This window comes from Pedococcus sp. KACC 23699, from assembly GCF_045348425.1.
In the GTDB taxonomy this organism is placed as follows: domain Bacteria; phylum Actinomycetota; class Actinomycetes; order Actinomycetales; family Dermatophilaceae; genus Pedococcus.
The window spans coordinates 2,050,148-2,068,815 of record NZ_CP157483.1; the positions used below are offsets into that span (position 1 = coordinate 2,050,148).

18 protein-coding genes and 1 tRNA gene are annotated in these 18,668 nt (G+C 70.5%); 11 read left to right on the plus strand and 8 right to left on the minus strand.

The window, feature by feature from the left end; genetic code table 11:
* Positions 1–29: 29 nt before the first annotated feature.
* A complete protein-coding gene (locus ABEG17_RS09585) occupies positions 30–1,667 on the minus strand; it encodes an ABC-F family ATP-binding cassette domain-containing protein (protein ID WP_406833057.1) in 1,638 nt (545 codons plus the stop codon).
* 54 nt (positions 1,668–1,721) lie between these two features.
* Between ABEG17_RS09585 and ABEG17_RS09590 the strand changes: the two genes are divergently transcribed.
* Complete coding sequence (locus ABEG17_RS09590) at positions 1,722–3,350, plus strand: AMP-binding protein (protein ID WP_406833058.1); 1,629 nt, start codon at positions 1,722–1,724, stop codon at positions 3,348–3,350.
* Between the two features lie 108 nt (positions 3,351–3,458).
* Here ABEG17_RS09590 and ABEG17_RS09595 read toward each other — a convergent pair whose 3' ends face one another.
* Positions 3,459–5,582 carry an MMPL family transporter gene (locus tag ABEG17_RS09595; protein ID WP_406833059.1) on the minus strand — a complete coding sequence of 708 codons (2,124 nt, stop codon included), beginning with the start codon at positions 5,580–5,582 and terminating at the stop codon, positions 3,459–3,461.
* A 105-nt stretch (positions 5,583–5,687) separates the two neighbouring features.
* Here ABEG17_RS09595 and ABEG17_RS09600 point away from each other — a divergent pair, with 105 nt between their 5' ends.
* The 5 genes from ABEG17_RS09600 (at position 5,688) to pntB (ending at position 10,716) form a co-directional block, all read left to right on the plus strand.
* Positions 5,688–6,332 (plus strand): MarR family winged helix-turn-helix transcriptional regulator, encoded by a 645-nt coding sequence (locus ABEG17_RS09600; RefSeq protein WP_406833060.1) that lies wholly within the window; start codon positions 5,688–5,690, stop codon positions 6,330–6,332.
* A 55-nt stretch (positions 6,333–6,387) separates the two neighbouring features.
* Positions 6,388–7,362 (plus strand): pirin family protein, encoded by a 975-nt coding sequence (locus ABEG17_RS09605; protein WP_406833061.1) that lies wholly within the window; start codon positions 6,388–6,390, stop codon positions 7,360–7,362.
* A gap of 71 nt (positions 7,363–7,433) precedes the next feature.
* A complete protein-coding gene (locus ABEG17_RS09610) occupies positions 7,434–7,649 on the plus strand; it encodes a hypothetical protein (protein ID WP_406833063.1) in 216 nt (71 codons plus the stop codon).
* 141 nt (positions 7,650–7,790) lie between these two features.
* A complete protein-coding gene (locus ABEG17_RS09615; RefSeq protein WP_406833064.1) occupies positions 7,791–9,320 on the plus strand; it encodes a Re/Si-specific NAD(P)(+) transhydrogenase subunit alpha in 1,530 nt (509 codons plus the stop codon).
* A gap of 7 nt (positions 9,321–9,327) precedes the next feature.
* Positions 9,328–10,716, plus strand: coding sequence for a Re/Si-specific NAD(P)(+) transhydrogenase subunit beta (pntB, locus tag ABEG17_RS09620; protein ID WP_406833065.1), 1,389 nt, complete (start codon positions 9,328–9,330; stop codon positions 10,714–10,716).
* Positions 10,717–10,756: 40 nt separating this feature from the next.
* Here pntB and ABEG17_RS09625 read toward each other — a convergent pair whose 3' ends face one another.
* From ABEG17_RS09625 to upp, 4 genes are all read right to left on the minus strand, one after another.
* Entirely contained in the window at positions 10,757–12,256 is a 1,500-nt protein-coding gene (locus ABEG17_RS09625; RefSeq protein ID WP_406833066.1) for an amino acid permease, read from the minus strand.
* 123 nt (positions 12,257–12,379) lie between these two features.
* Positions 12,380–13,105: a PH domain-containing protein gene (locus ABEG17_RS09630; protein WP_406833067.1), complete on the minus strand. Its 726-nt coding sequence runs from the start codon at positions 13,103–13,105 to the stop codon at positions 12,380–12,382.
* Between the two features lie 8 nt (positions 13,106–13,113).
* The gene (locus tag ABEG17_RS09635) at positions 13,114–13,284 is read right to left on the minus strand and encodes a hypothetical protein (protein WP_164488417.1); all 171 of its coding nucleotides are present in this window, start codon (positions 13,282–13,284) and stop codon (positions 13,114–13,116) included.
* A 150-nt stretch (positions 13,285–13,434) separates the two neighbouring features.
* A complete protein-coding gene (gene upp / locus ABEG17_RS09640) occupies positions 13,435–14,073 on the minus strand; it encodes a uracil phosphoribosyltransferase (RefSeq protein WP_406833068.1) in 639 nt (212 codons plus the stop codon).
* A gap of 16 nt (positions 14,074–14,089) precedes the next feature.
* Here upp and tadA point away from each other — a divergent pair, with 16 nt between their 5' ends.
* The 5 genes from tadA to ABEG17_RS09665 all read left to right on the plus strand — a co-directional run bounded on the left by tadA (position 14,090) and on the right by ABEG17_RS09665 (position 17,522).
* Complete coding sequence (gene tadA / locus ABEG17_RS09645; protein WP_406833069.1) at positions 14,090–14,647, plus strand: tRNA adenosine(34) deaminase TadA; 558 nt, start codon at positions 14,090–14,092, stop codon at positions 14,645–14,647.
* A complete protein-coding gene (locus ABEG17_RS09650) occupies positions 14,644–15,411 on the plus strand; it encodes a DedA family protein (protein WP_406833070.1) in 768 nt (255 codons plus the stop codon). Before tadA ends, ABEG17_RS09650 begins: the two co-directional genes overlap by 4 nt.
* A gap of 88 nt (positions 15,412–15,499) precedes the next feature.
* A complete protein-coding gene (locus ABEG17_RS09655; RefSeq protein ID WP_406833071.1) occupies positions 15,500–16,534 on the plus strand; it encodes a metallophosphoesterase in 1,035 nt (344 codons plus the stop codon).
* Between the two features lie 65 nt (positions 16,535–16,599).
* Positions 16,600–16,689, plus strand: a tRNA-Ser gene (locus tag ABEG17_RS09660).
* A 110-nt stretch (positions 16,690–16,799) separates the two neighbouring features.
* A complete protein-coding gene (locus tag ABEG17_RS09665; RefSeq protein ID WP_406833072.1) occupies positions 16,800–17,522 on the plus strand; it encodes a sulfite exporter TauE/SafE family protein in 723 nt (240 codons plus the stop codon).
* 353 nt (positions 17,523–17,875) lie between these two features.
* On the opposite strand, the gene csrA is transcribed toward ABEG17_RS09665, so the two are convergent.
* Positions 17,876–18,184 (minus strand): carbon storage regulator CsrA, encoded by a 309-nt coding sequence (gene csrA / locus ABEG17_RS09670; protein ID WP_406833073.1) that lies wholly within the window; start codon positions 18,182–18,184, stop codon positions 17,876–17,878.
* 55 nt (positions 18,185–18,239) lie between these two features.
* Entirely contained in the window at positions 18,240–18,659 is a 420-nt protein-coding gene (gene fliW, locus ABEG17_RS09675; RefSeq protein WP_406833074.1) for a flagellar assembly protein FliW, read from the minus strand.
* Between the last annotated feature and the right edge of the window lie 9 nt (positions 18,660–18,668).

Genomic DNA, 18,668 nt, shown 5'->3' on the forward strand with positions numbered 1-18,668 from the left:
GTCCCGCACTGCGGGTGCGCGCCGAAGCGTCAGAGCTCGGTGAGGCGGCCGTCCTCCACGTGCCAGCGGCGGGTGGCGTTGACGTCCGCGAGCATCCGCCGGTCGTGGGTCACGAGCAGGACGGTGCCGCCGAAGGAGTCCAGGGCCTGCTCGAGCTGCTCGATCGCGGGCAGGTCGAGGTGGTTGGTCGGCTCGTCGAGGACCAGGAGGTTGACCTCGCGGGCCTGAAGGAGGGCCAGTGCCGCGCGGGTGCGCTCGCCGGGGGACAGCGACTCGGCGGCCCGGTGCACGTGCTCGGCGCCGAGGCCGAACTTCGCGAGCAGGGTGCGCACCTCGGCGTCCGGCCAGTCGGGCAGCGCCTCGCCGAACGCCCGCGCCAGGGTCTGCGGCCCATGGAAGAGCGCGCGTGCCTGGTCGACCTCTCCGAGCCGGACCGACGAACCCAAACCTGCCGAACCCTCGTCGACAGGGATCGTGCCCAGCAGCACCCCGAGCAGGGTCGTCTTGCCCGAGCCGTTCGTACCGGTGATGACGACGCGGTCGGCCCAGTCCACCTGCGCATCGATGGGCCCGAGGGTGAAGGCGCCCCGGTGCACGACGGCGCCGGAGGCGCTCGCCACCACCGAGCCCGAGCGTGGCGCCGCGGCGATGGTCATCCGCAGCTCCCACTCCTTGCGGGGCTCGTCGACGACGTCCAGGCGCTCGATCATCCGCTCGGTCTGGCGGGCCTTGGCTGCCTGCTTCTCCGAGGAGTCGACCTTGAAGGCGGTGACGAACTTGTCGTTGTCGGACTTCTTGCGGCGGGCGTTCTTCACGCCGACGGTGGCCCAGTCGCGCTGCATACGAGCCCGCTGCTCCAGCCCGCTGCGGGTGTCGGCGTACTCGTCGTACGCCTCGCGCGCATGCCTGCGAGCTACCTCGCGTTCGGCGAGGTAGCTGTCGTAGCCGCCCTCGTAGACGGCGACCTGCTGCTGCGCGAGGTCGAGCTCGACGACACGGGTCACGGTGCGAGCCAGGAACTCGCGGTCGTGGCTGATGATGACCGCCGGGCTGCGCAGCCCGGCGACGAACTGCTCGAGCCGTTCGAGCCCGTCGAGGTCGAGGTCGTTCGTGGGCTCGTCGAGCAGGAGCACGTCGTAGCGCGACAGCAGCAGCGCCGCGAGCCCCGCCCGTGCCGCCTGCCCGCCGGACAGGGCGGTCATGGGGGTGTCGAGGTCGATGCCCAGCCCCAGCGAGGCGACCGTCGCGGCGGTGCGCTCGTCCAGGTCGGCGCCACCGAGCGCGAGCCACGTCTCCAGCGCCGCGGCATACCGGTCGTCGGCGCCCGGCGCCGGGTCGGCGAGCGCCTCCGCGGCCGCGTTCATCGTCGCCTCGGCCTCGGCCACCCCGGTGCGACGGGCGATGTATGCCGCGATGCTCTCGCCAGCGCGCCGCTCCGGCTCCTGCGGCAGGTGTCCGACCGTCGCGCTCGACGGCGTCAGGGTGACCGTGCCGTCCTCGGGCTCAGCCTCCCCAGCGAGCAGCCGCAGCAGCGTCGACTTGCCGGCGCCGTTGGCGCCGACGAGCCCCACGACGTCACCGGGGGCGACGATGAGGTCGAGGTCGGAGAACAGGGCGCGGGCGCCGTGACCGGCGGAGAGGCCAGTGGCCTTGAGGGTGCTGCTCATGTCGCCCCCGACGCTACCGCCCTCCTCTTGTGGTCCGGGCCGTGAGGGGATGGGATGGCACCCATGACGATGCTGTCGCACACCGTGGGCGAGACCGAACCGGCCCTGCTGGAGCAGACCATCCCCGACAACCTCGACGCGACGGTGGCGCGGTTCGGTGAGCGTGAGGCCCTGGTCGACGTGGCGCAGGGGATCCGGTGGACGTATGCGCAGTTCGGCGCCGAGGTCGAACGGCTCTCCCGGGCGCTGCTCGCCGTCGGGGTGGCCAAGGGTGACCGGGTCGGCATCTGGGCGCCGAACTGCGCCCAGTGGACGGTGGTGCAGTACGCCACCGCGAAGATCGGGGCGATCCTCGTCAACATCAACCCGAGCTACCGGACCCACGAGCTCGAGTTCGTCCTCAACCAGGCCGGCATCTCCCACCTGTTCCTCGCCGAGTCGTTCAAGTCCAGCGACTACGTGGCGATGCTCGACGAGGTGCGATCCCAGTGCCCGGCGATGGTCGGTGCCTACGTCCTCGGCAAGGAGTCCTGGAACTCCCTGCTCGCGCGCGCCGACGAGGTCGGCGCCGAGCGAGTGGCCGAGGTGCAGGCCGGGCTCGACCGGAACGACCCGATCAACATCCAGTACACGTCCGGGACGACGGGCTTCCCCAAGGGCGCGACGCTGAGCCACCGCAACATCCTCAACAATGGCTACTTCGTCGGCGAGCTGTGCCGCTACACCGAGGCCGATCGGGTCTGCATCCCCGTCCCCTTCTACCACTGCTTCGGGATGGTCATGGGCAACCTCGCGTGCACCACCCACGGCGCTGCGATGGTCATCCCCGCGCCGGGTTTCGACCCGGCCGCGACTCTGCGAGCGACGGCCGAGGAGAGGTGCACCTCCCTGTACGGCGTGCCCACGATGTTCATCGCCGAGTGGTCGCTGCCGGACTTCGCGTCATACGACCTCTCGTCGGTGAGGACCGGCATCATGGCCGGATCCCCTTGTCCCGCAACGATGATGACCAAGCTCATCGAGGCCGGTATCACGGAGATGACGATCGCCTACGGCATGACCGAGACATCGCCGGTCTCTACGCAGAACCGCACCGACGACACCTTCGAGCAGAAGGTCGGCACGGTCGGTCGCGTCGGGCCGCACCTCGAGATCAAGGTCGTCGACCCGGTCACGGGGGAGACGCTGCCGCGTGGGGAGGCTGGCGAGTTCTGCACCAAGGGGTACTCGGTGATGCTGGGCTACTGGGAGCAGCAGGACAAGACCGACGAGGTGCTGGTCGACGGCTGGATGCACACCGGCGACATCGCGGTGATGGACGAGTCCGGCTACGTGCAGATCACCGGCCGCATCAAGGACATGGTGATCCGCGGCGGCGAGAACATCTACCCGCGCGAGATCGAGGAGTTCCTCTACACGCACCCCGACATCCTCGACGCGCAGGTCATCGGGGTGCCGGACGAGAGGTACGGCGAGGAGCTGTGCGCCTGGATCCGGATGAAGGACGGGGCGACGCCGCTGGACGCCGACGCGGTGCGCGCGTTCGCCACGGGGAAGCTGGCGCACTACAAGATCCCGCGCTACGTCACGGTCGTCGACGAGTTCCCGATGACGGTGACCGGCAAGGTGCGCAAGGTCGAGATGCGCGAGAAGTCGGTGGCCGACCTCGGCCTCGCCCCCTGACGCTGCGCCCCTCGGTCCCGGTCAGACCCTTGGTTCGATGTGAACGCGCTCGGAAATCCGAGCGCGTTCACATCGAACCGGGAAGGGCTGGGGTAAGGGGCGGGAGTCTCAGCTGCGGACGCGGTGCGACCCGGCGCGGTCGGCGGGGTGGCTGGGCCACCAGAACCGCTCGCCGAGAAGGCTGACCACGGCCGGCACGAGGACGGACCGCACGAGCAGGGTGTCGAGCAGCACGCCGAACCCGACGATGACGCCGATCTGCGCCAGCTGCACCAGCGGTAGCACGCCGAGGACGGCGAACACCGCGGCCAGCAGGATGCCGGCGCTGGTGATGACCCCACCGGTGACGGCCAGCGCCATGACGATCGACTCGCGGGCGGAGGCGCCCCCGGCGGCCTCCTCTCGGGCCCGGGTGGCGAGGAAGATGTTGTAGTCGACGCCGAGGGCCACGAGGAACAGGAACGCGAGCAGCGGGGTGCTCACGGCGAGCGGCGGGTAGCCCAGGAGGTGCTCGAAGGCGAACCAGCTCGCACCCATGCTCGCGAGGTAGGTGGCGACGACGGTGGCCACGAGGACCAGGGCGGCGACGACCGACCGCAGCAGCAGGAGCAGCACGACCACGACGATCCCGAGGATCAGCGGGAACAGCAGGAGCCGGTCGCCGGCGGCGGTGGTGCGCGAGTCGAGGGCCTCGGCATCGGTGCCGCCGACGAGGGCGTCCGCACCGGGGACGGCGTGGACCGCGGTGCGCAGGGCGCGGACCTGGTCGAAGGCGGCGGTCGTCCCCGGCGAGGCGTCGAGCACGGCGCTGAGCTCGACCAGCTTGTCGTCGCCACCGGCCTTGCGGACCTCCTGGACTCCCTTGACCCCCTTGGCCGCCGTGGTCACGGCGTCGGCGGCGGAGGCCTTGGCGATGATGGTGGTCGGCTCGCTGGTCCCCGCGGGGAACGCGGCAGCCAGCTGCTCCTGGCCGACGACGGCCTCGGGCTTGGCGAGGAACTGCTCGTTGGGTGACTGCCCCACCGACAGGCTGAGACCACCCAGCCCGAGGGTGACCAGCGCGGCGACGGAGGCGAGGGCGACCACGACGGGACGGCGCGTGACCGTCTCGCCGATGCGGCGCCATGCACCGGCGTGGCTGGGGTCCTGCGTGCCCACGTGGGGGACGAAGGGCCAGAACAGGCGGCGGCCGAACAGCACCATCGCCGCAGGCAGGACGAGCAGCGCGTAGGCGAGGGCGATGACGATGCCCATCGCACCGGCATACCCTAGGGATCGGGCGAAGGGGTCGTCGGCGAGGCCGAGGCTGAGCAGTGCGAGGGTCACGGTGCCACCCGAGGCCAGGATTGCCGGCGCGGCCGACCCGAGGGCGGCCCGCATCGCTTCGTGGCGGTCCTCGGTGCGGCGCAGCTCCTCGCGGTAGCGGGCGATGAGGAGCAGGGCGTAGTTGGTGCCCGCACCGAAGACGAGGACCGAGGTGATGCCCGTGACGGCGCCGTCGGCCCGCACCTCGCTGATCCGGGACAGGATCGTCAGCGCCTTGCTGGCGACCTGGTCGCCGGTGCCGACGACGGTGAGCGGGACGAGCCACAGCCAGGGGCTGCGGTAGGTGATGAGGAGCAGGATCGCGACGACGCCGGCGGTGGCACCGAGCAGCTTGATGTCTGCGCCGTCGAAGACCGCCCCGATGTCGGCACCGAAGGCCGGACCGCCCGTGACGGTGGCGGTCAGGCCCTGCGGCAGGCCGTCCCGGACGGCGGCGCGCAGGGCGGCCACCGCATCGGAGTTCGCCTGGTCCGGCAGGTCGGCCTTGAGCGGCACGATGACCAGGGCCGTGCCCTTGTCCTGCGAGACCTGCGGCGGGATCGCGGAGGCGGGCGCGCCAGCCGCCGCGGCGCCGGTCGGCGCCCACTGCTTGACGGCTGCGACCGCGCGGTCACGACTGGCCGTGACGGCCTGGGTGTCGATCTCCCCCGAGGCGGCCTTGTAGACGACGATCGCCGGCGTGACGCCGCTCGACGGGAGCTGCTCCCGCAGCGCGGTGACCTGTGCTGCCTCGGCGCTGTCGGGCAACGACGCAGCCGTCGTGGAGACCGCCTTGGGCTCGCCCGCGAAGGCGAAAGCGGCGGCGGACACCAGTACCGCCACCACGACGACGAGCCACTTCACCCGGGGTCCCACCAGCTTTCCGAGGACGCGTCCCGCCCCCGAGAACCCATGTCCGCCAGCCACGTCATTCCTCCATTGCGTTCAGGTCTCTTCTGCCAAGAAATAGTTCTACGATGGAAACAGTAGCGTGCGGCACAATGACGCGCGAACGCAAGCAGAGGAGCAGCAATGACCGGCGACGCGCAGCAGCGCACTGCAGGTTCGTCGTCGGCGCGACTCGGTGCGCCCGGTCGCCCGCTGCGCGGTGCCAGGCCCCACGGTCCGGAGCTGGCGATGGAGATCATCGACGCCCTGCGGACCTTCGCCACGGAGATGAACCGCTACATCGACACGCGTGGTGGTGAGGTCGGCCTCCACCGCACCGACCTCAACGCCCTGGCCCACGTCCTCGACGCCCGCCGGACGGGCGAGGGGCTCTCGCCCGGCGAGCTCGCAACACGGCTCTCGCTCAGCCCGCCTGCCACGTCCGCCCTGCTCCGCCGGCTCGAGTCGGTGGGCCATGTCCGCCGCACCCACAGCGAGGTGGACCGCCGCCGCGTCGCGGTGGAGATGACCGACGAGGCGATGGAGGTCGCCGGTGGCATCTTCGGACCGATCGGCGCGACCATGCGCGAGACGATCGCGTCCTACTCCGTGGCCGACCGTGAGACCGTCCTGCGCTTCCTGACCGACGCCGTCGATGCCGTCGAGCGCGCCACCCGCGGCCCGGGCGCCGACAGCGGACCGGGCCACGGACCGGACGACGGCGGCGGACCGGACGGCGGTCTGGACGGCGAACTTGGCGGCCCCGCGCCTGGCGCGGGAATGGGTTGACGCCACCCGTCGTTGGGATGGATAGTTGAATATTTAACGATCTGAGGAGAGTCCGATGCCTGCTGTCACCGTCGCCGACCTGACCGTCCTGCCCCGCATCCCCGCGCCGGCGCCCACGGCCGTCCAGCGCCCGGTCCGCGCGATGTCCACCGCGCCGTCCGGTACGGAGGGCGAGGGCTTCCCCGTGAAGCGTGCCTTCGCGGGCGTGGACCTGCGCGACCTCGACCCGTTCATCCACATGGACGAGATGGGGGCCGTCGAGTACGCGCCCGGTGAGCCCAAGGGCACGCCGTGGCACCCGCACCGCGGCTTCGAGACCGTCACCTACATCATCGACGGCATCTTCGACCACCAGGACTCCTTCGGCGGTGGGGGCTCGATCACCAACGGCGACACCCAGTGGATGACGGCCGGCTCCGGCATCCTGCACATCGAGGCCCCGCCGGAGCAGCTCGTCGTCAGCGGCGGCCTGTTCCACGGCTTCCAGCTGTGGGTCAACCTGCCCAAGGTCGACAAGCTCAAGGCGCCGCGCTACCAGGACCTGCGCTCCTCCGAGGTCGGCCTGCTCACCTCCGCCGACGGCGGCTCCCTCGTGCGCGTCATCGCCGGCGAGGTGGGTGCGGTCGCCGGGCCCGGCTCGACCCACACCCCGATGGCGATGGTCCACGCGACCGTGGCCCCCGGCGGCGAGCTGGTCCTGCCGTGGCGCAAGGACTTCAACGCCCTCGTCTACGTCATGAGCGGCGACGGGTTCGTCGGGCCCGACCAGACGCCCATCGGCCCCGGCCAGCTGGCGGTCCTGGGCAAGGGCGACGCCCTGCGCGTCTCCTCGGCCCGCACCCAGCAGGAGCGGTACGCCGCCGGCCTGGACCTGCTCGTGCTCGGCGGCCTGCCGATCCGCGAGCCCGTCGCGTGGGCGGGGCCGTTCGTCATGAACAACCGCGCCGAGCTGGTGCAGGCGTTCGAGGACTACCAGGCCGGTCGCCTGGGCCAGCCCGTCCCGCACGGTGACGTGGGCGGCACCGCCTGACGCCCCGTTCGGGTGGCGTGGGGCATTTCATTACGATACGGTTCGTATCGTAACGAAAGGAGGCGAGTGCCATGACCCTCAACACCACTCGCGTTCGCGGCGCCCACCGCGCCGAGCGCAGCCCGCGTGAGCGTGTCGCCACCGACCGCCGCGGCTACCCCAACGACTACCTGCACAGCGACCGTCCCTACGAGGAGTCGCAGCGTGACATCGGTGGCGGCCTGTTCCTCGGCGCCATCACCCTGATCGCCCTGATGGCCCTCATCGTCACCGGCCTGCTCCTCTGACCCAGCCGGTCCGCAGCACGTCCCTCGCGCCCGTCGTCCACGCTGTGGACGGCGGGCGCGACCGCGCTCACAGGTTCGCCCCACGCGCCGACGTTTCCCCCTAGGTTGGCGTCCACGCGGAGCCCAACGACGGGAGCAGCAGTGCTGATCGGTGTGCCAGCAGAGTCCAAGCCGGGGGAGACCCGGGTCGCCGCGACGCCCAGGACCGTGGGCCAGCTCATCGGCCTCGGGTACGACGTCGTCATCGAGCGCGGCGCCGGCGCGCGCGCCTCCTTCTCCGACGAGGCGTATGCCGCGGCCGGCGCCACCGTCGTGGACGCCCCGCAGGCCTGGGCGGGCGACCTCGTCCTCAAGGTCAACGCCCCCGACGACGCCGAGATCGCGCTCCTGCGCCCCGGTGCGCTGTTGGCGTCGCTGGTCTCCCCGGCCCTCAACCCCGAGCTGGTGTCGCGCCTCACCGCAGCCGGCGTCACCGCGCTCGCGATGGACGCCGTGCCCCGGATCTCTCGCGCCCAGTCCCTCGACGTGCTCTCCTCGATGGCCAACATCGGTGGCTACCGCGCCGTCATCGAGGCGGCCCACGAGTTCGGCAGCCTGTTCACCGGCCAGGTCACCGCCGCGGGCAAGGTCCCGCCGGCCAAGGTGCTCGTCGTCGGCGCCGGTGTCGCCGGGCTCGCCGCGATCGGGACCGCCAACAGCCTCGGCGCCATCGTCCGGGCGTTCGACGCGCGCTCCGAGGTCGGAGAACAGGTCGAGTCGATGGGCGCCGAGTTCCTGCGCATCGACCTCGCCGACGAGGGCCCGTCGGCCACCGGCTACGCCAAGGAGATGGGTGAGGACTTCAACGCCAAGGCCGCGGCTCTCTACGCCGAGCAGGCCAAGGACGTCGACATCGTCATCACCACCGCCCTGATCCCCGGTCGCCCCGCCCCGCGGTTGTTCACCGAGGAGATGGTCGCCTCGATGAAGCCGGGCTCGGTCGTCGTCGACATGGCTGCCGCCAACGGTGGCAACGTCGCCGGGACGGTGGCCGACCAGCTCGTCACCACGCCCAACGGCGTCCACCTCATCGGCTACACCGATCTTCCGGGGCGACTGCCGACCCAGGCCAGCCAGCTCTACGGCACCAACCTCGTCAACCTCCTCAAGCTGCTCACCCCCGGCAAGGACGGCCGCGTCGTCCTCGACCTCGACGACGTGGTGCAGCGGGGGATGACCGTCTGCCGCGACGGCGAGACCCTGTGGCCACCCCCGCAGGTGCAGGTGAGTGCGGCGCCTCCCGCTGCCGCCGCGCCCGTCGAACCAGCCGCGCCGAAGCCACCACCGGACCCGCGGCGCAAGTACGTCTGGATGGGCTTGGCGGCCGTGCTGTTCGCGCTCGTCGCAGCCAACTCCCCGTCGGTCTTCCTCGGCCACTTCACGGTGTTCGCGCTCGCGGTCATCGTCGGGTTCTACGTCATCTCCAACGTCGCGCACGCGCTGCACACCCCGCTCATGGCCGAGACCAATGCCATCAGCGGGATCATCCTGGTCGGCGCGATCCTGCAGGTCGGCAGCGACAACCCTGCCGTGGTGGTCCTGGCCTTCTTCGGCATCGTCGTCGCGAGCATCAACATCTTCGGAGGCTTCGCCGTGACGGGCCGCATGCTCCAGATGTTCCGGAAGGACTGAGGCGACCATGACCACCACCAACCTCGTCCAGGCCGCATACATCGTCTCCGCGATCCTCTTCGTGCTCTCCCTGGCCGGGCTCTCCAAGCACGAGAAGGCCAAGGAGGGCAACGCCTTCGGCATCACGGGCATGGTCATCGCGCTGGCGGCGACCATCTGGCTCTCGGTGTCGCAGTCCGCGAACAGCCTCCTGACGCTGCTGCTCGTCCTCGTGGCCATGGCGATCGGCGGCTCCATCGGGCTGTGGCGCGCTCGGGTCGTCGAGATGACGCAGATGCCCGAGCTCGTCGCGATGCTGCACTCGTTCGTCGGCCTGGCGGCGGTGCTCGTCGGGTTCAACTCGTTCGCCGACGGGGGTGAGGTCGGCTCCGGGGCCACCATCCACCTCGTCGAGGTCTTCCTCGGCGTCTTCATCGGTGCCGTGACCTTCACCGGCTCGATCGTGGCGTTCCTCAAGCTCAGTGGACGCGTCAAGTCCTCACCCCTGATGCTCCCCGCCCGGCACTGGCTCAACCTCGCCGCCCTGGTCGTGTCGGCCGCGCTGCTGGTGCTGTTCATCGGCACGCACTCGGTCATCCCGCTGCTGCTCATGACGGTCGTGGCCCTCGCCTTCGGCTGGCACCTCGTCGCCTCCATCGGCGGTGGCGACATGCCTGTCGTCGTGTCGATGCTCAACAGCTACTCGGGCTGGGCGGCAGCCGCTGCCGGCTTCATGCTCGGCAACGACCTGCTCATCGTCACCGGCGCCCTCGTCGGCTCCTCCGGCGCGATCCTGTCCTACATCATGTGCAAGGCGATGAACCGCTCGTTCGTCTCGGTCATCGCCGGCGGCTTCGGTCAGGAGGTGTCGGTCGGTGAGGACAAGGACTACGGCGAGCACCGGGAGACGATCGCTGCCGACGTCGCCGAGCTGCTGCGCGACGCCTCGACCGTGGTCATCACGCCGGGTTACGGCATGGCGGTGGCGCAGGCGCAGTACCCCGTGGCCGAACTGACCTCCCAGCTGCGGAAGAAGGGTGTCAACGTCCGCTTCGGCATCCACCCGGTCGCGGGACGCCTGCCCGGCCACATGAACGTGCTGCTGGCCGAGGCCAAGGTGCCCTACGACATCGTCCTGGAGATGGACGAGATCAACGGAGACCTCGCCGACACCGACGTCGTCCTCGTCATCGGGGCCAACGACACGGTCAACCCGTCTGCGGCGGAGGATCCCGGAAGCCCGATCGCCGGCATGCCCGTGCTCGAGGTCTGGAAGGCTCGCAACGTCGTCGTCTTCAAGCGCTCCATGGCCACGGGGTATGCCGGTGTGCAGAACCCGTTGTTCTTCAAGGAGAACAGCCAGATGCTCTTCGGCGACGCCAAGGAGCGCGTCGAGGACATCATCAAGGCGCTCTAGGAGCCGGCGCCCGCACACCCCTCCGCGGAAGGAGGTGGTCCTAGGCGCGGACCGGCTCCTGCTCCTCCTCCTCCTCCTCCTCCTGCGCGCCGCGGCGCGCCAGGCGGCTGTTGCGGATGCCGTAGGTGAAGTAGATGACGAACCCGAGCGCCATCCAGATGAGGAACCGCAGCCAGGTCTCCACCGACAGGTTGACCATCAGGTAGACGCTGATCAGGGCGGCGACGACCGGCAGCACAGGCGAGAACGGCACGGTGAACGCACGCTTGAGGTCGGGGCGGCGGCTGCGCAGCACCGGCACGGCCAGCGACACGAGGGCGAACGCCGACAGCGTGCCGATGTTGACCATCTCCTCGAGCTTGCCGATCGGGGTCAAGGACGCGATGAGCGCGACCAGCGTCCCGATGATCAGCGTGAGGCGGACGGGGGTGCCTGTCTTGGGGTTGGTCCGGCCCAGGGCGCGGGGCAGCAGCCAGTCGCGGGACATCGCGAAGGTGACGCGGGTGGCGCCGATGATCAGGGTCATCACGACGGTCATCAGACCGGCCACGGCGCCCGCGGCGATGAGGGTGGCGTACCCGGGTTTGCCGACGGACTCGAACGCCGACGCCAGGGCCGCCTTCGGGTCGATCTTGTCGTACTTGACCATGCCCGTGATGACCAGCGTGGTGGCGACGTAGAGGATCGTGCAGATGACCAGCGACGCGATGATGCCGATCGGCAGGTCGCGCTGGGGGTTCTTGGCCTCCTCGGCCGTGGTGGCGACGACGTCGAACCCGATGTAGGCGAAGAACACGATCGAAGCGCCCGACACGATGCCGAGGATGCCGAAGGTCGTCGGCTGGAGCCCGAAGAGCACCTGGATGAGCGGTGCGGCCAGGCCCTCGGTCGCCTTGCCCGCGGCGGCCGGCGGGATGAACGGGCGGTAGTTGTCGGTGTTGATGAACGAGATGCCGGCGACGATGACGAACAGCACGATGAACAGCTTCACGCCGACCAGGACCAGGTTGACCCGCAGCGACTCCTTGATGCCGATGGCGATCAGGGCGGTCAGCGCGACGATCAGGACGAAGGCGGGGAGGTCGAAGTGCGATCCCGGTGCCACTGCCGCGGGAAGGGTGATGCCCATCTTCTCGAGGAGGAGGGTGGCGTACTGCGACCAACCCTGGGCCACCACGCTCGCGCCGAGCATGAGCTCGAGCAGCAGGTCCCAGCCGATGATCCACGCGACCAGCTCGCCCAACGAGGCGTAGGAGAACGTGTACGCCGATCCCGAGACCGGGACCGTCGACGCGAACTCGGCGTAGCAGAGCGCCGCGAGGCCGCAGCAGATCGCGGCGAGCACGAACGACAACGCGATCGACGGACCGGCGTAGTCGGCGGCAGCCCGACCCGTCAGCGTGAAGATGCCGGCGCCGATGATGACGCCGATGCCGAAGACGGTGAGGTCGAGGGCGGTCAGCTTCTTCTTGAGCTGGAACTCCGGATCATCTGTTTCCTTGATCGACTGCTCGATCGACTTGGTCCTCATGACGGACATATGGATCGCCTCCCGGCCGACAAGCATGGCCGCCGTGGCGGCCCGGACGACAGGACACGCTAGCGCTGGCGGGGCCCGGGCGCCCTTCGTGCAGCAGCCGGGCAGTGGCCGGAGCGGCGCCGGTCAGTCGTCGCTGCCGTCGGGGCGACGCTTGCGCGGGGGGTGGATCGGGATGGGGCCGGTGTCGGCGCTCCTGTCCCGTCGGTGCAGGTCAGGGCTGCGGTAGAGCGAGTCGGGGCTGGTGGCCCCGTGGCTCGGGTCGTCCCAGCCTGGGTAGGGATCCGGCAGGTTCGGCAGGGGGCTGGCGGCGTCCCGCCACCGGTCGTCGAGGTCGTCGCCCTCGTGGTCGCTGACCCCGAAGATCTCGGCGCAGATGGCGCGGTAGTGGTGGTCGGGGTCCGGGACCCAGTTGACCACGCGCAGTGCCTGGTCCTGGCCCGCGGACTCCATGACGAACCGGCCGTAGCCGAGGATGCGGCCGGGCACCGAGCGCTCGTAGGACATGTCGGTCACCTTGGCGAGCGGCATCATCGACACCTTGCGGGTGATGAAGCCGTAGAACAGCAGGAGGCGCTTGTCCGTGGCGACGAACCAGTCGTGCCGCCACTCGGCGACGAGGTAGGCCATCCGCAGCACCAGGGCGAACCATGCCCACCACAGGACGGTGCTGACCACCCCGACGGACGGGGGGAGCTTGACGTCGGCCCACAGGGCCACCACCAGGCCGGCCGCCGCGCTCGCGACGGGCTCGGCCACCTTGCCCCAGTGCTGGTGGACCGCGGTGACGAGCCGCTCACCGTCCAGCAGGTAGCGGTCGAGCTCGGCGTGGCGGCGCTCACTGGCGGCCATCGCGCGGGCTACCGCCGACCGAGCAGGGCGTCGAAGAAGTTGCCGATGTTGCGGACGCCGTCGGCCAGGATCGACCACGAGGTCTTGACGATCTGCGCGGCCTGGTCGGGCGAGGTGATGATCGCGTAGATGGCAAACGCGACGAGGACCCACAGCAGGATCTTCTTCACGCGGTTCATCTCGACTCCTTGATCTGACGGGCGAGGGCAGGCCGGACGGGCACACCTCGTCGACCATCGTGGCGGAAGAGGCTCTCCGAGCAGGACAGGCGCGCCGTGGGCGGGGTGCCGGAGGCAGGACGTCGAAGGCAGGGCGCCGGGGGCGCGGGGTCAGACGACGCCGTAGAGCCGGTCCCCTGCGTCGCCGAGGCCGGGCACGATGTAGCCCTTGTCGTTGAGCCGTTCGTCGAGGGCGCCGGTGACGAGGTTGACGGGGATGTCGAGGTCGGCGAGGGCCTCCTCGACCGCCTTGATGCCCTCGGGCGCAGCGAGCAGCGTCACCGCGGTGATGTCGTCGGCGCCGCGGTCGGCGAGGTAGCGGATCGCGTCGGCCAGGGTGCCGCCCGTCGCCAGCATCGGGTCGATGACGTAGCACTGCCGCCCGCTGAGGTCGTCAGGCAGGCGGTTCGCGTAGGTGATGGCCTCGAGCGTCTCCTCGTTGCGCTGCATACCGAGGAAACCCACCTCCGCGCTGGGGAGCAGGCGGACCATGCCCTCGAGCATGCCGAGGCCCGCGCGCAGGATCGGCACGATCAGGGGCTTGGGGTTGGACAGCTTGATGCCCGTGGTGGGGGCGACCGGAGTCTCGATCTCGAAGGGCTCAACGCGCACGTCGCGGGTCGCCTCGTAGGCCAGCAGCGTCACCAGCTCCTCGGTCAGCCGCCGGAACGTGGGGCTGTCCGTGCGCTTGTCGCGCAGGTAGGTCAGCTTGTGGGTGATGAGCGGGTGATCGGCAACGTGGACGCGCATAGGCGAAACTTAGCGCGTGACCTCCTCCCGCGGACCAGCCGCCGACCAGCGGTATGCAGCGTGGATGGGTCAGGCGCTCGCGCTCGCAGCCGAGGCGGCGAGCGACTCTGACGTCCCGGTGGGGGCCGTCGTCGTGTCCGCGACCGGGGAGGTCGTGGGGGTGGGTCGCAACCTGCGCGAGGTCGAGCACGACCCGACCGCGCACGCAGAGGTCGTCGCGCTGCGCGACGCCGCCCGGCGCCTGGGGTCCTGGCGCCTGGACGGCTGCACCCTCGTGGTGACCCTGGAGCCGTGCCCGATGTGCGCGGGCGCCCTCATGCTGGCCCGGATCTCGCGCCTGGTCCTCGGCGCCTGGGACCCGAAGCTGGGCGCCACCGGCTCGGTCTGGGACATCGTCCGCGACCGCCGCGCCACCCACCGGGTCGAGGTGATCGGCGGGGTCAGGGAATCAGAGTGCTCTCAGGTCCTGTTGGCATTCTTTAGGGGCCACCGTCGCCAACCCGGCGAGGATGGCCCTTCCGGTGCGGGCAGTCGCCCGGAACTCGAGAACCAACCACGGGGAGCACGATCATGAGCGGGTTGGTCAACAGCCTCGTCAACACCGTCCTGAGCGCGCCTCCGTGGCTGGTCTACCTGCTCGTCGCCCTGGTGGTGTTCGCCGAGGACGCACTGTTCGTCGGCTTCGTGCTTCCCGGTGAGACCATCGCGATCATCGGCGGGGTCACCGCCAGCCTGGGCCACACCTCGCTGTGGGCGGTCCTGCTCATCGTCGTGGTGGCCGCGATCGTCGGTGACTCGGTGGGATACGAGATCGGCAAGCTGTTCGGCCCGCGTGTGATGGGCTCCAAGATGTTCGACCGTCGCCGCGCCAAGCTCGAGAAGGCGCAGGAGTTCCTCCAGCGTCGCGGCGGCTCGGCGGTGTTCCTCGGTCGGTGGACCGCGTTCTTCCGCGCGGTCATGCCTGCCCTCGCCGGGCTGAGCGGCATGAAGTACCGGGTCTTCCTGCCCTGGAACGCCCTCGGTGGCATCGCCTGGGGCGCCACGGCAGTGACCGCCGGCTACCTCGCGGGCGAGTCGTACCACAAGGTCGAGGCGTGGCTCGGCAAGGGCGCCGCCGTCGTCGTCGGGCTCATCGTCGTCGTGGCGCTCGCGGTGTGGGCGATCCGCCGGCACCGCTCGGAGGGCCATGGCTCACAGGGACCGGGCTCACAGGGCAAGGGCTCACAGGGACCGGGCTCACAGGGCAAGGGCTCACAGGGCAACGGCTCACAGGGACAGGGCGAAGGGGTCGAGGCGCGCGCCGAGCGGGCAGAGCGCCGGCCGGAGACCAGCGCCTGATCGTTCACGCGCTGGCCACCCCCACAAGGGGTCGGTGTTCACCGCGGTCGGCAAGAACTCTCCTGTCCCCTCTGACAGGAGCTCGTCCATGCCCTCGGCCCCACGCCGTCCCCTTCTCGGGATCGCCTGCCTCACCCTGCTCGCCGCCGGCCTCGTCAGCGCCGCCCCCGCGGTCGCCCACGAGGAAGACCCCGGTCACACCCGCGCCCACACCTTCGCCGTCATCGGGGACCTCCCGTACGGCGCGGACCAGGTCGCCAAGCTCCCCGCCTGGGTCGACCAGATCAACGCAGACCCGCAGGTGGGCCTGGTCTTCCACGTCGGCGACATCAAGAACGGGTCGACCCGGTGCGACGACGCGTACTACCGGATGATCCGCACCCAGTTCGACCGCTTCACCGACCCGCTGGTCTACACCCCCGGCGACAACGAGTGGACCGACTGCCACCGCGCGAACAACGGTGCCTACAACCCGCTCGAGCGCCTCGCCTTCGACCGATCGGTGTTCTTCGACCGGCCGGGGACCACGCTGGGAGCTCCGGCGCGCGTCTCCGTGCCGGACGCGGCATACCCGGAGAACGTCGCGCTGCGCCGTGACCGGGTCTCGTTCGCGACCCTGCACGTGGTGGGGAGCAACAACGACCTCCAGCCCTGGACCGGGATCGGGCAGTCCGCGGCGACGCCGGAGCAGGTGGCGGAGCAGCGCGGGCGGATGCGTGCCTCGATCGCCTCGCTCCGTCGCACGTTCGCGCAGGCGACCAAGCGGCACGACCGCGCCGTCGTCGTCCTGCAGCAGGCCGACATGTTCGACCCGACGTACACGCCGACCGACGCGGACATCTCGGCGTTCCGCCCGCTGGTGCAGGCCCTCGCCGAGGAGACCAACCGGTTCCACGGAGACGTCTACCTCGTCAACGGCGACTCCCACGTCTACAACTCCGACCACCCCCTCGCCCCCGGATCGGTGTGGTTGGAGCGGTATGGCGTGCAGCGTCCGGCGGCGCGGATGCAGCGGATCACCGTCGACGGGTCGGCCAACAACACCGACTGGCTCAAGGTCACCGTGAACCGTCCCGGCGCCGCGTCCACGCTCAGCTGGACCCGCGTGCCCTACTCGGGCTGAGGCGTCGGAGCCGGGCTCCCGGGGCGATTTCGCCGGTCGTCACCCGCTCTAGTAACGTGCTCCGCGGTGGCGTGTCCGAGTGGCCTAAGGAGCACGCCTCGAAAGCGTGTGTGGGTGAAAGCCCACCGTGGGTTCAAATCCCACCGCCACCGCCAAACGAAGAAGGACCCGACACGTTTTTCGTCGGGTCCTTCTTCGTTTGGCAGCGCGTCGTGGACGTGCGCCGGGAGAAGTGACTGGCGGACCCTCTGGCACCCTCGACCCTGTGGACCCGCTCACTCTGGTCGTCGCTGCCGTCGCGGCGTTCGCCCTGGCCGTCCTGTCCGCGGTGGCAGGCTTCGGGGGCGGGGTGCTGCTCCTGCCCGTGTTCGCGGGGCTCTTCGGGCTCCGTGTCGCCGTCCCCGTGCTGACCATCGCCCAGCTCGTCTCGAACGGCTCTCGGGTCGCGTTCAACCACCGTCACCTCGACTGGGCCCTGATCCGCAACTTCGCCATCGGCGCGGTCCCCACTGCCGTCATCGCCGGGATCGTGTTCGTCACGGCGCCACTCGGTGGACTCCAACGGCTCCTGGGGGTCTTCCTCATCCTCAGCGTGGTGTGGCGCCGGATGCGTCCGAGTCCGCGGGCACCCAGTGCCCGGGGGTTCATCGGCGTGGGCGCCGCTTCCGGCGTCGGGTCGGCGCTGCTCGGCAGCGTCGGACCGATGACCGCGCCGTTCTTCCTCGCCTACGGCCTGGTCAAGGACGCCTACATCGGCACCGAGGCCGCATCAGCCATCACGCTCCACGCCGCGAAGCTGGTGGCGTACGGCACGGGCGACCTTCTCACTTCGCGCGTGCTGGTCCTCGGGGCGGTCCTCGCCCCCGCCACGATGGCCGGGGCGCTGGTCGGCAAGCACCTCGTCCGGCGCATCAGTGACCGCGTCTTCGTCGTCCTCGTCGAAGCAGGTCTGGTCGTGGCGGGCGTGGTGCTGTTCCTCGATCTGTGAGCGACCTAGAGCTGTCGGGGAGCGCTTCAACGCCGCGAGCCACCAGCCGGCGCCCCGACGGTGAGGACGGGCGGCGGCGCCCGGACGACCAGCCTCCCAGCGAGGGTCCGGCGAAGCGTGGTGCCTCGCCGGCCGCGCGGCATACCCGTTGGAGCCGACGGACGAGTACCTCTACGGCGTGCGCGAAGGCGGGCCGGGGCGCGCCACTGAGTGAGCGTGAAGTGTCGCCATCAGCGGCGGATTCCGACACTTCGCGCTCACTGAGCGGGCATGCAGGCGGCTCGGCGTATGGCGCCCACGCGCCATACGCACGAACGGCCCCCGACCACACCGGTCGGGGCCGAACGCATCGTTCAGGAGGTCGGGCGGTCCGTGCCGTCGGTGTCGTCGCCGGACTCGGGGGCGGGATCGGCCGGCTCGGCCGTGGGGGAGGACTGTCCACGGATGGCGGCGGCGAGGTCGGCGGCGGCCGAGGGGGAGGTGGACGCGGCCTCGAGGTTGGCGCGCTGCACCTCGAGGTAGACCTCCTGGCGGTGCACCTGCACATGCGCAGGCGCATCGATGCCGATGCGGACCTTGTCGCCACTGACCTCCAGCACCGTGATGACGACGTCGTGACCGATCCGGAAGCTCTCCTGGGGGCGGCGGCTGAGCACGAGCACGTCCCGGCTCCTTCCTCGGCCTCTCAGGCCATGGTCAACGGCTGCGTGCGGCGGGTCAGCGACCCGCGGCGGCAGCCACGAGCGGGGCCCGCAACGGGAAGTCCTGCCCGCTGAGGACGACCTGCTCGGCCGCCCCCGTGCGGGTGTTGACCACGACCGGAGCGAACAGGTTGCCGTACGCCGCACTGATGTCAGACCCCACAGTAACGATCGCGAGCACCAGGGCATCATCTGCATCGCTGAGGTCCAGCCGCTGGGCGGTGGCGTCGTCGATCACGGGTCGGTAGTCCGGGAAGAACAGCCCGGCAACGGCCGCGACGAAGGTTGGTCCGGAGTTGTCGGGCGGCGCGAGCTCGAAGACTCCGCCGTCGCCACCGACCACGGTGTAGAGCTCGGACTCCGGGAACCCGACGAGGCCCCCGCCCACGCAGATGGTGGCGAGCGCCGTCGCGGACGGGGTGGGTGCGGTGGTCATCGTCGTCAT

Excerpts from the sequence above, each read along its gene's own strand:
- pntB (WP_406833065.1), top strand. The coding sequence starts at position 9,328 with ATGACCACCACCAACCTCGTCCAGGCCGCATACATCGTCTCCGCGATC.
- ABEG17_RS09625 (WP_406833066.1), bottom strand. The coding sequence starts at position 12,256 with ATGTCCGTCATGAGGACCAAGTCGATCGAGCAGTCGATCAAGGAAACA.
- ABEG17_RS09635 (WP_164488417.1), bottom strand. The coding sequence starts at position 13,284 with ATGAACCGCGTGAAGAAGATCCTGCTGTGGGTCCTCGTCGCGTTTGCC.
- ABEG17_RS09655 (WP_406833071.1), top strand. The coding sequence starts at position 15,500 with ATGCCCTCGGCCCCACGCCGTCCCCTTCTCGGGATCGCCTGCCTCACC.
- ABEG17_RS09600 (WP_406833060.1), top strand. The coding sequence starts at position 5,688 with ATGACCGGCGACGCGCAGCAGCGCACTGCAGGTTCGTCGTCGGCGCGA.
- ABEG17_RS09585 (WP_406833057.1), bottom strand. The coding sequence starts at position 1,667 with ATGAGCAGCACCCTCAAGGCCACTGGCCTCTCCGCCGGTCACGGCGCC.
- upp (WP_406833068.1), bottom strand. The coding sequence starts at position 14,073 with ATGCGCGTCCACGTTGCCGATCACCCGCTCATCACCCACAAGCTGACC.
- ABEG17_RS09630 (WP_406833067.1), bottom strand. The coding sequence starts at position 13,105 with ATGGCCGCCAGTGAGCGCCGCCACGCCGAGCTCGACCGCTACCTGCTG.
- ABEG17_RS09610 (WP_406833063.1), top strand. The coding sequence starts at position 7,434 with ATGACCCTCAACACCACTCGCGTTCGCGGCGCCCACCGCGCCGAGCGC.
- ABEG17_RS09650 (WP_406833070.1), top strand. The coding sequence starts at position 14,644 with ATGAGCGGGTTGGTCAACAGCCTCGTCAACACCGTCCTGAGCGCGCCT.
- fliW (WP_406833074.1), bottom strand. The coding sequence starts at position 18,659 with ATGACCACCGCACCCACCCCGTCCGCGACGGCGCTCGCCACCATCTGC.
- ABEG17_RS09605 (WP_406833061.1), top strand. The coding sequence starts at position 6,388 with ATGCCTGCTGTCACCGTCGCCGACCTGACCGTCCTGCCCCGCATCCCC.
- ABEG17_RS09590 (WP_406833058.1), top strand. The coding sequence starts at position 1,722 with ATGGCACCCATGACGATGCTGTCGCACACCGTGGGCGAGACCGAACCG.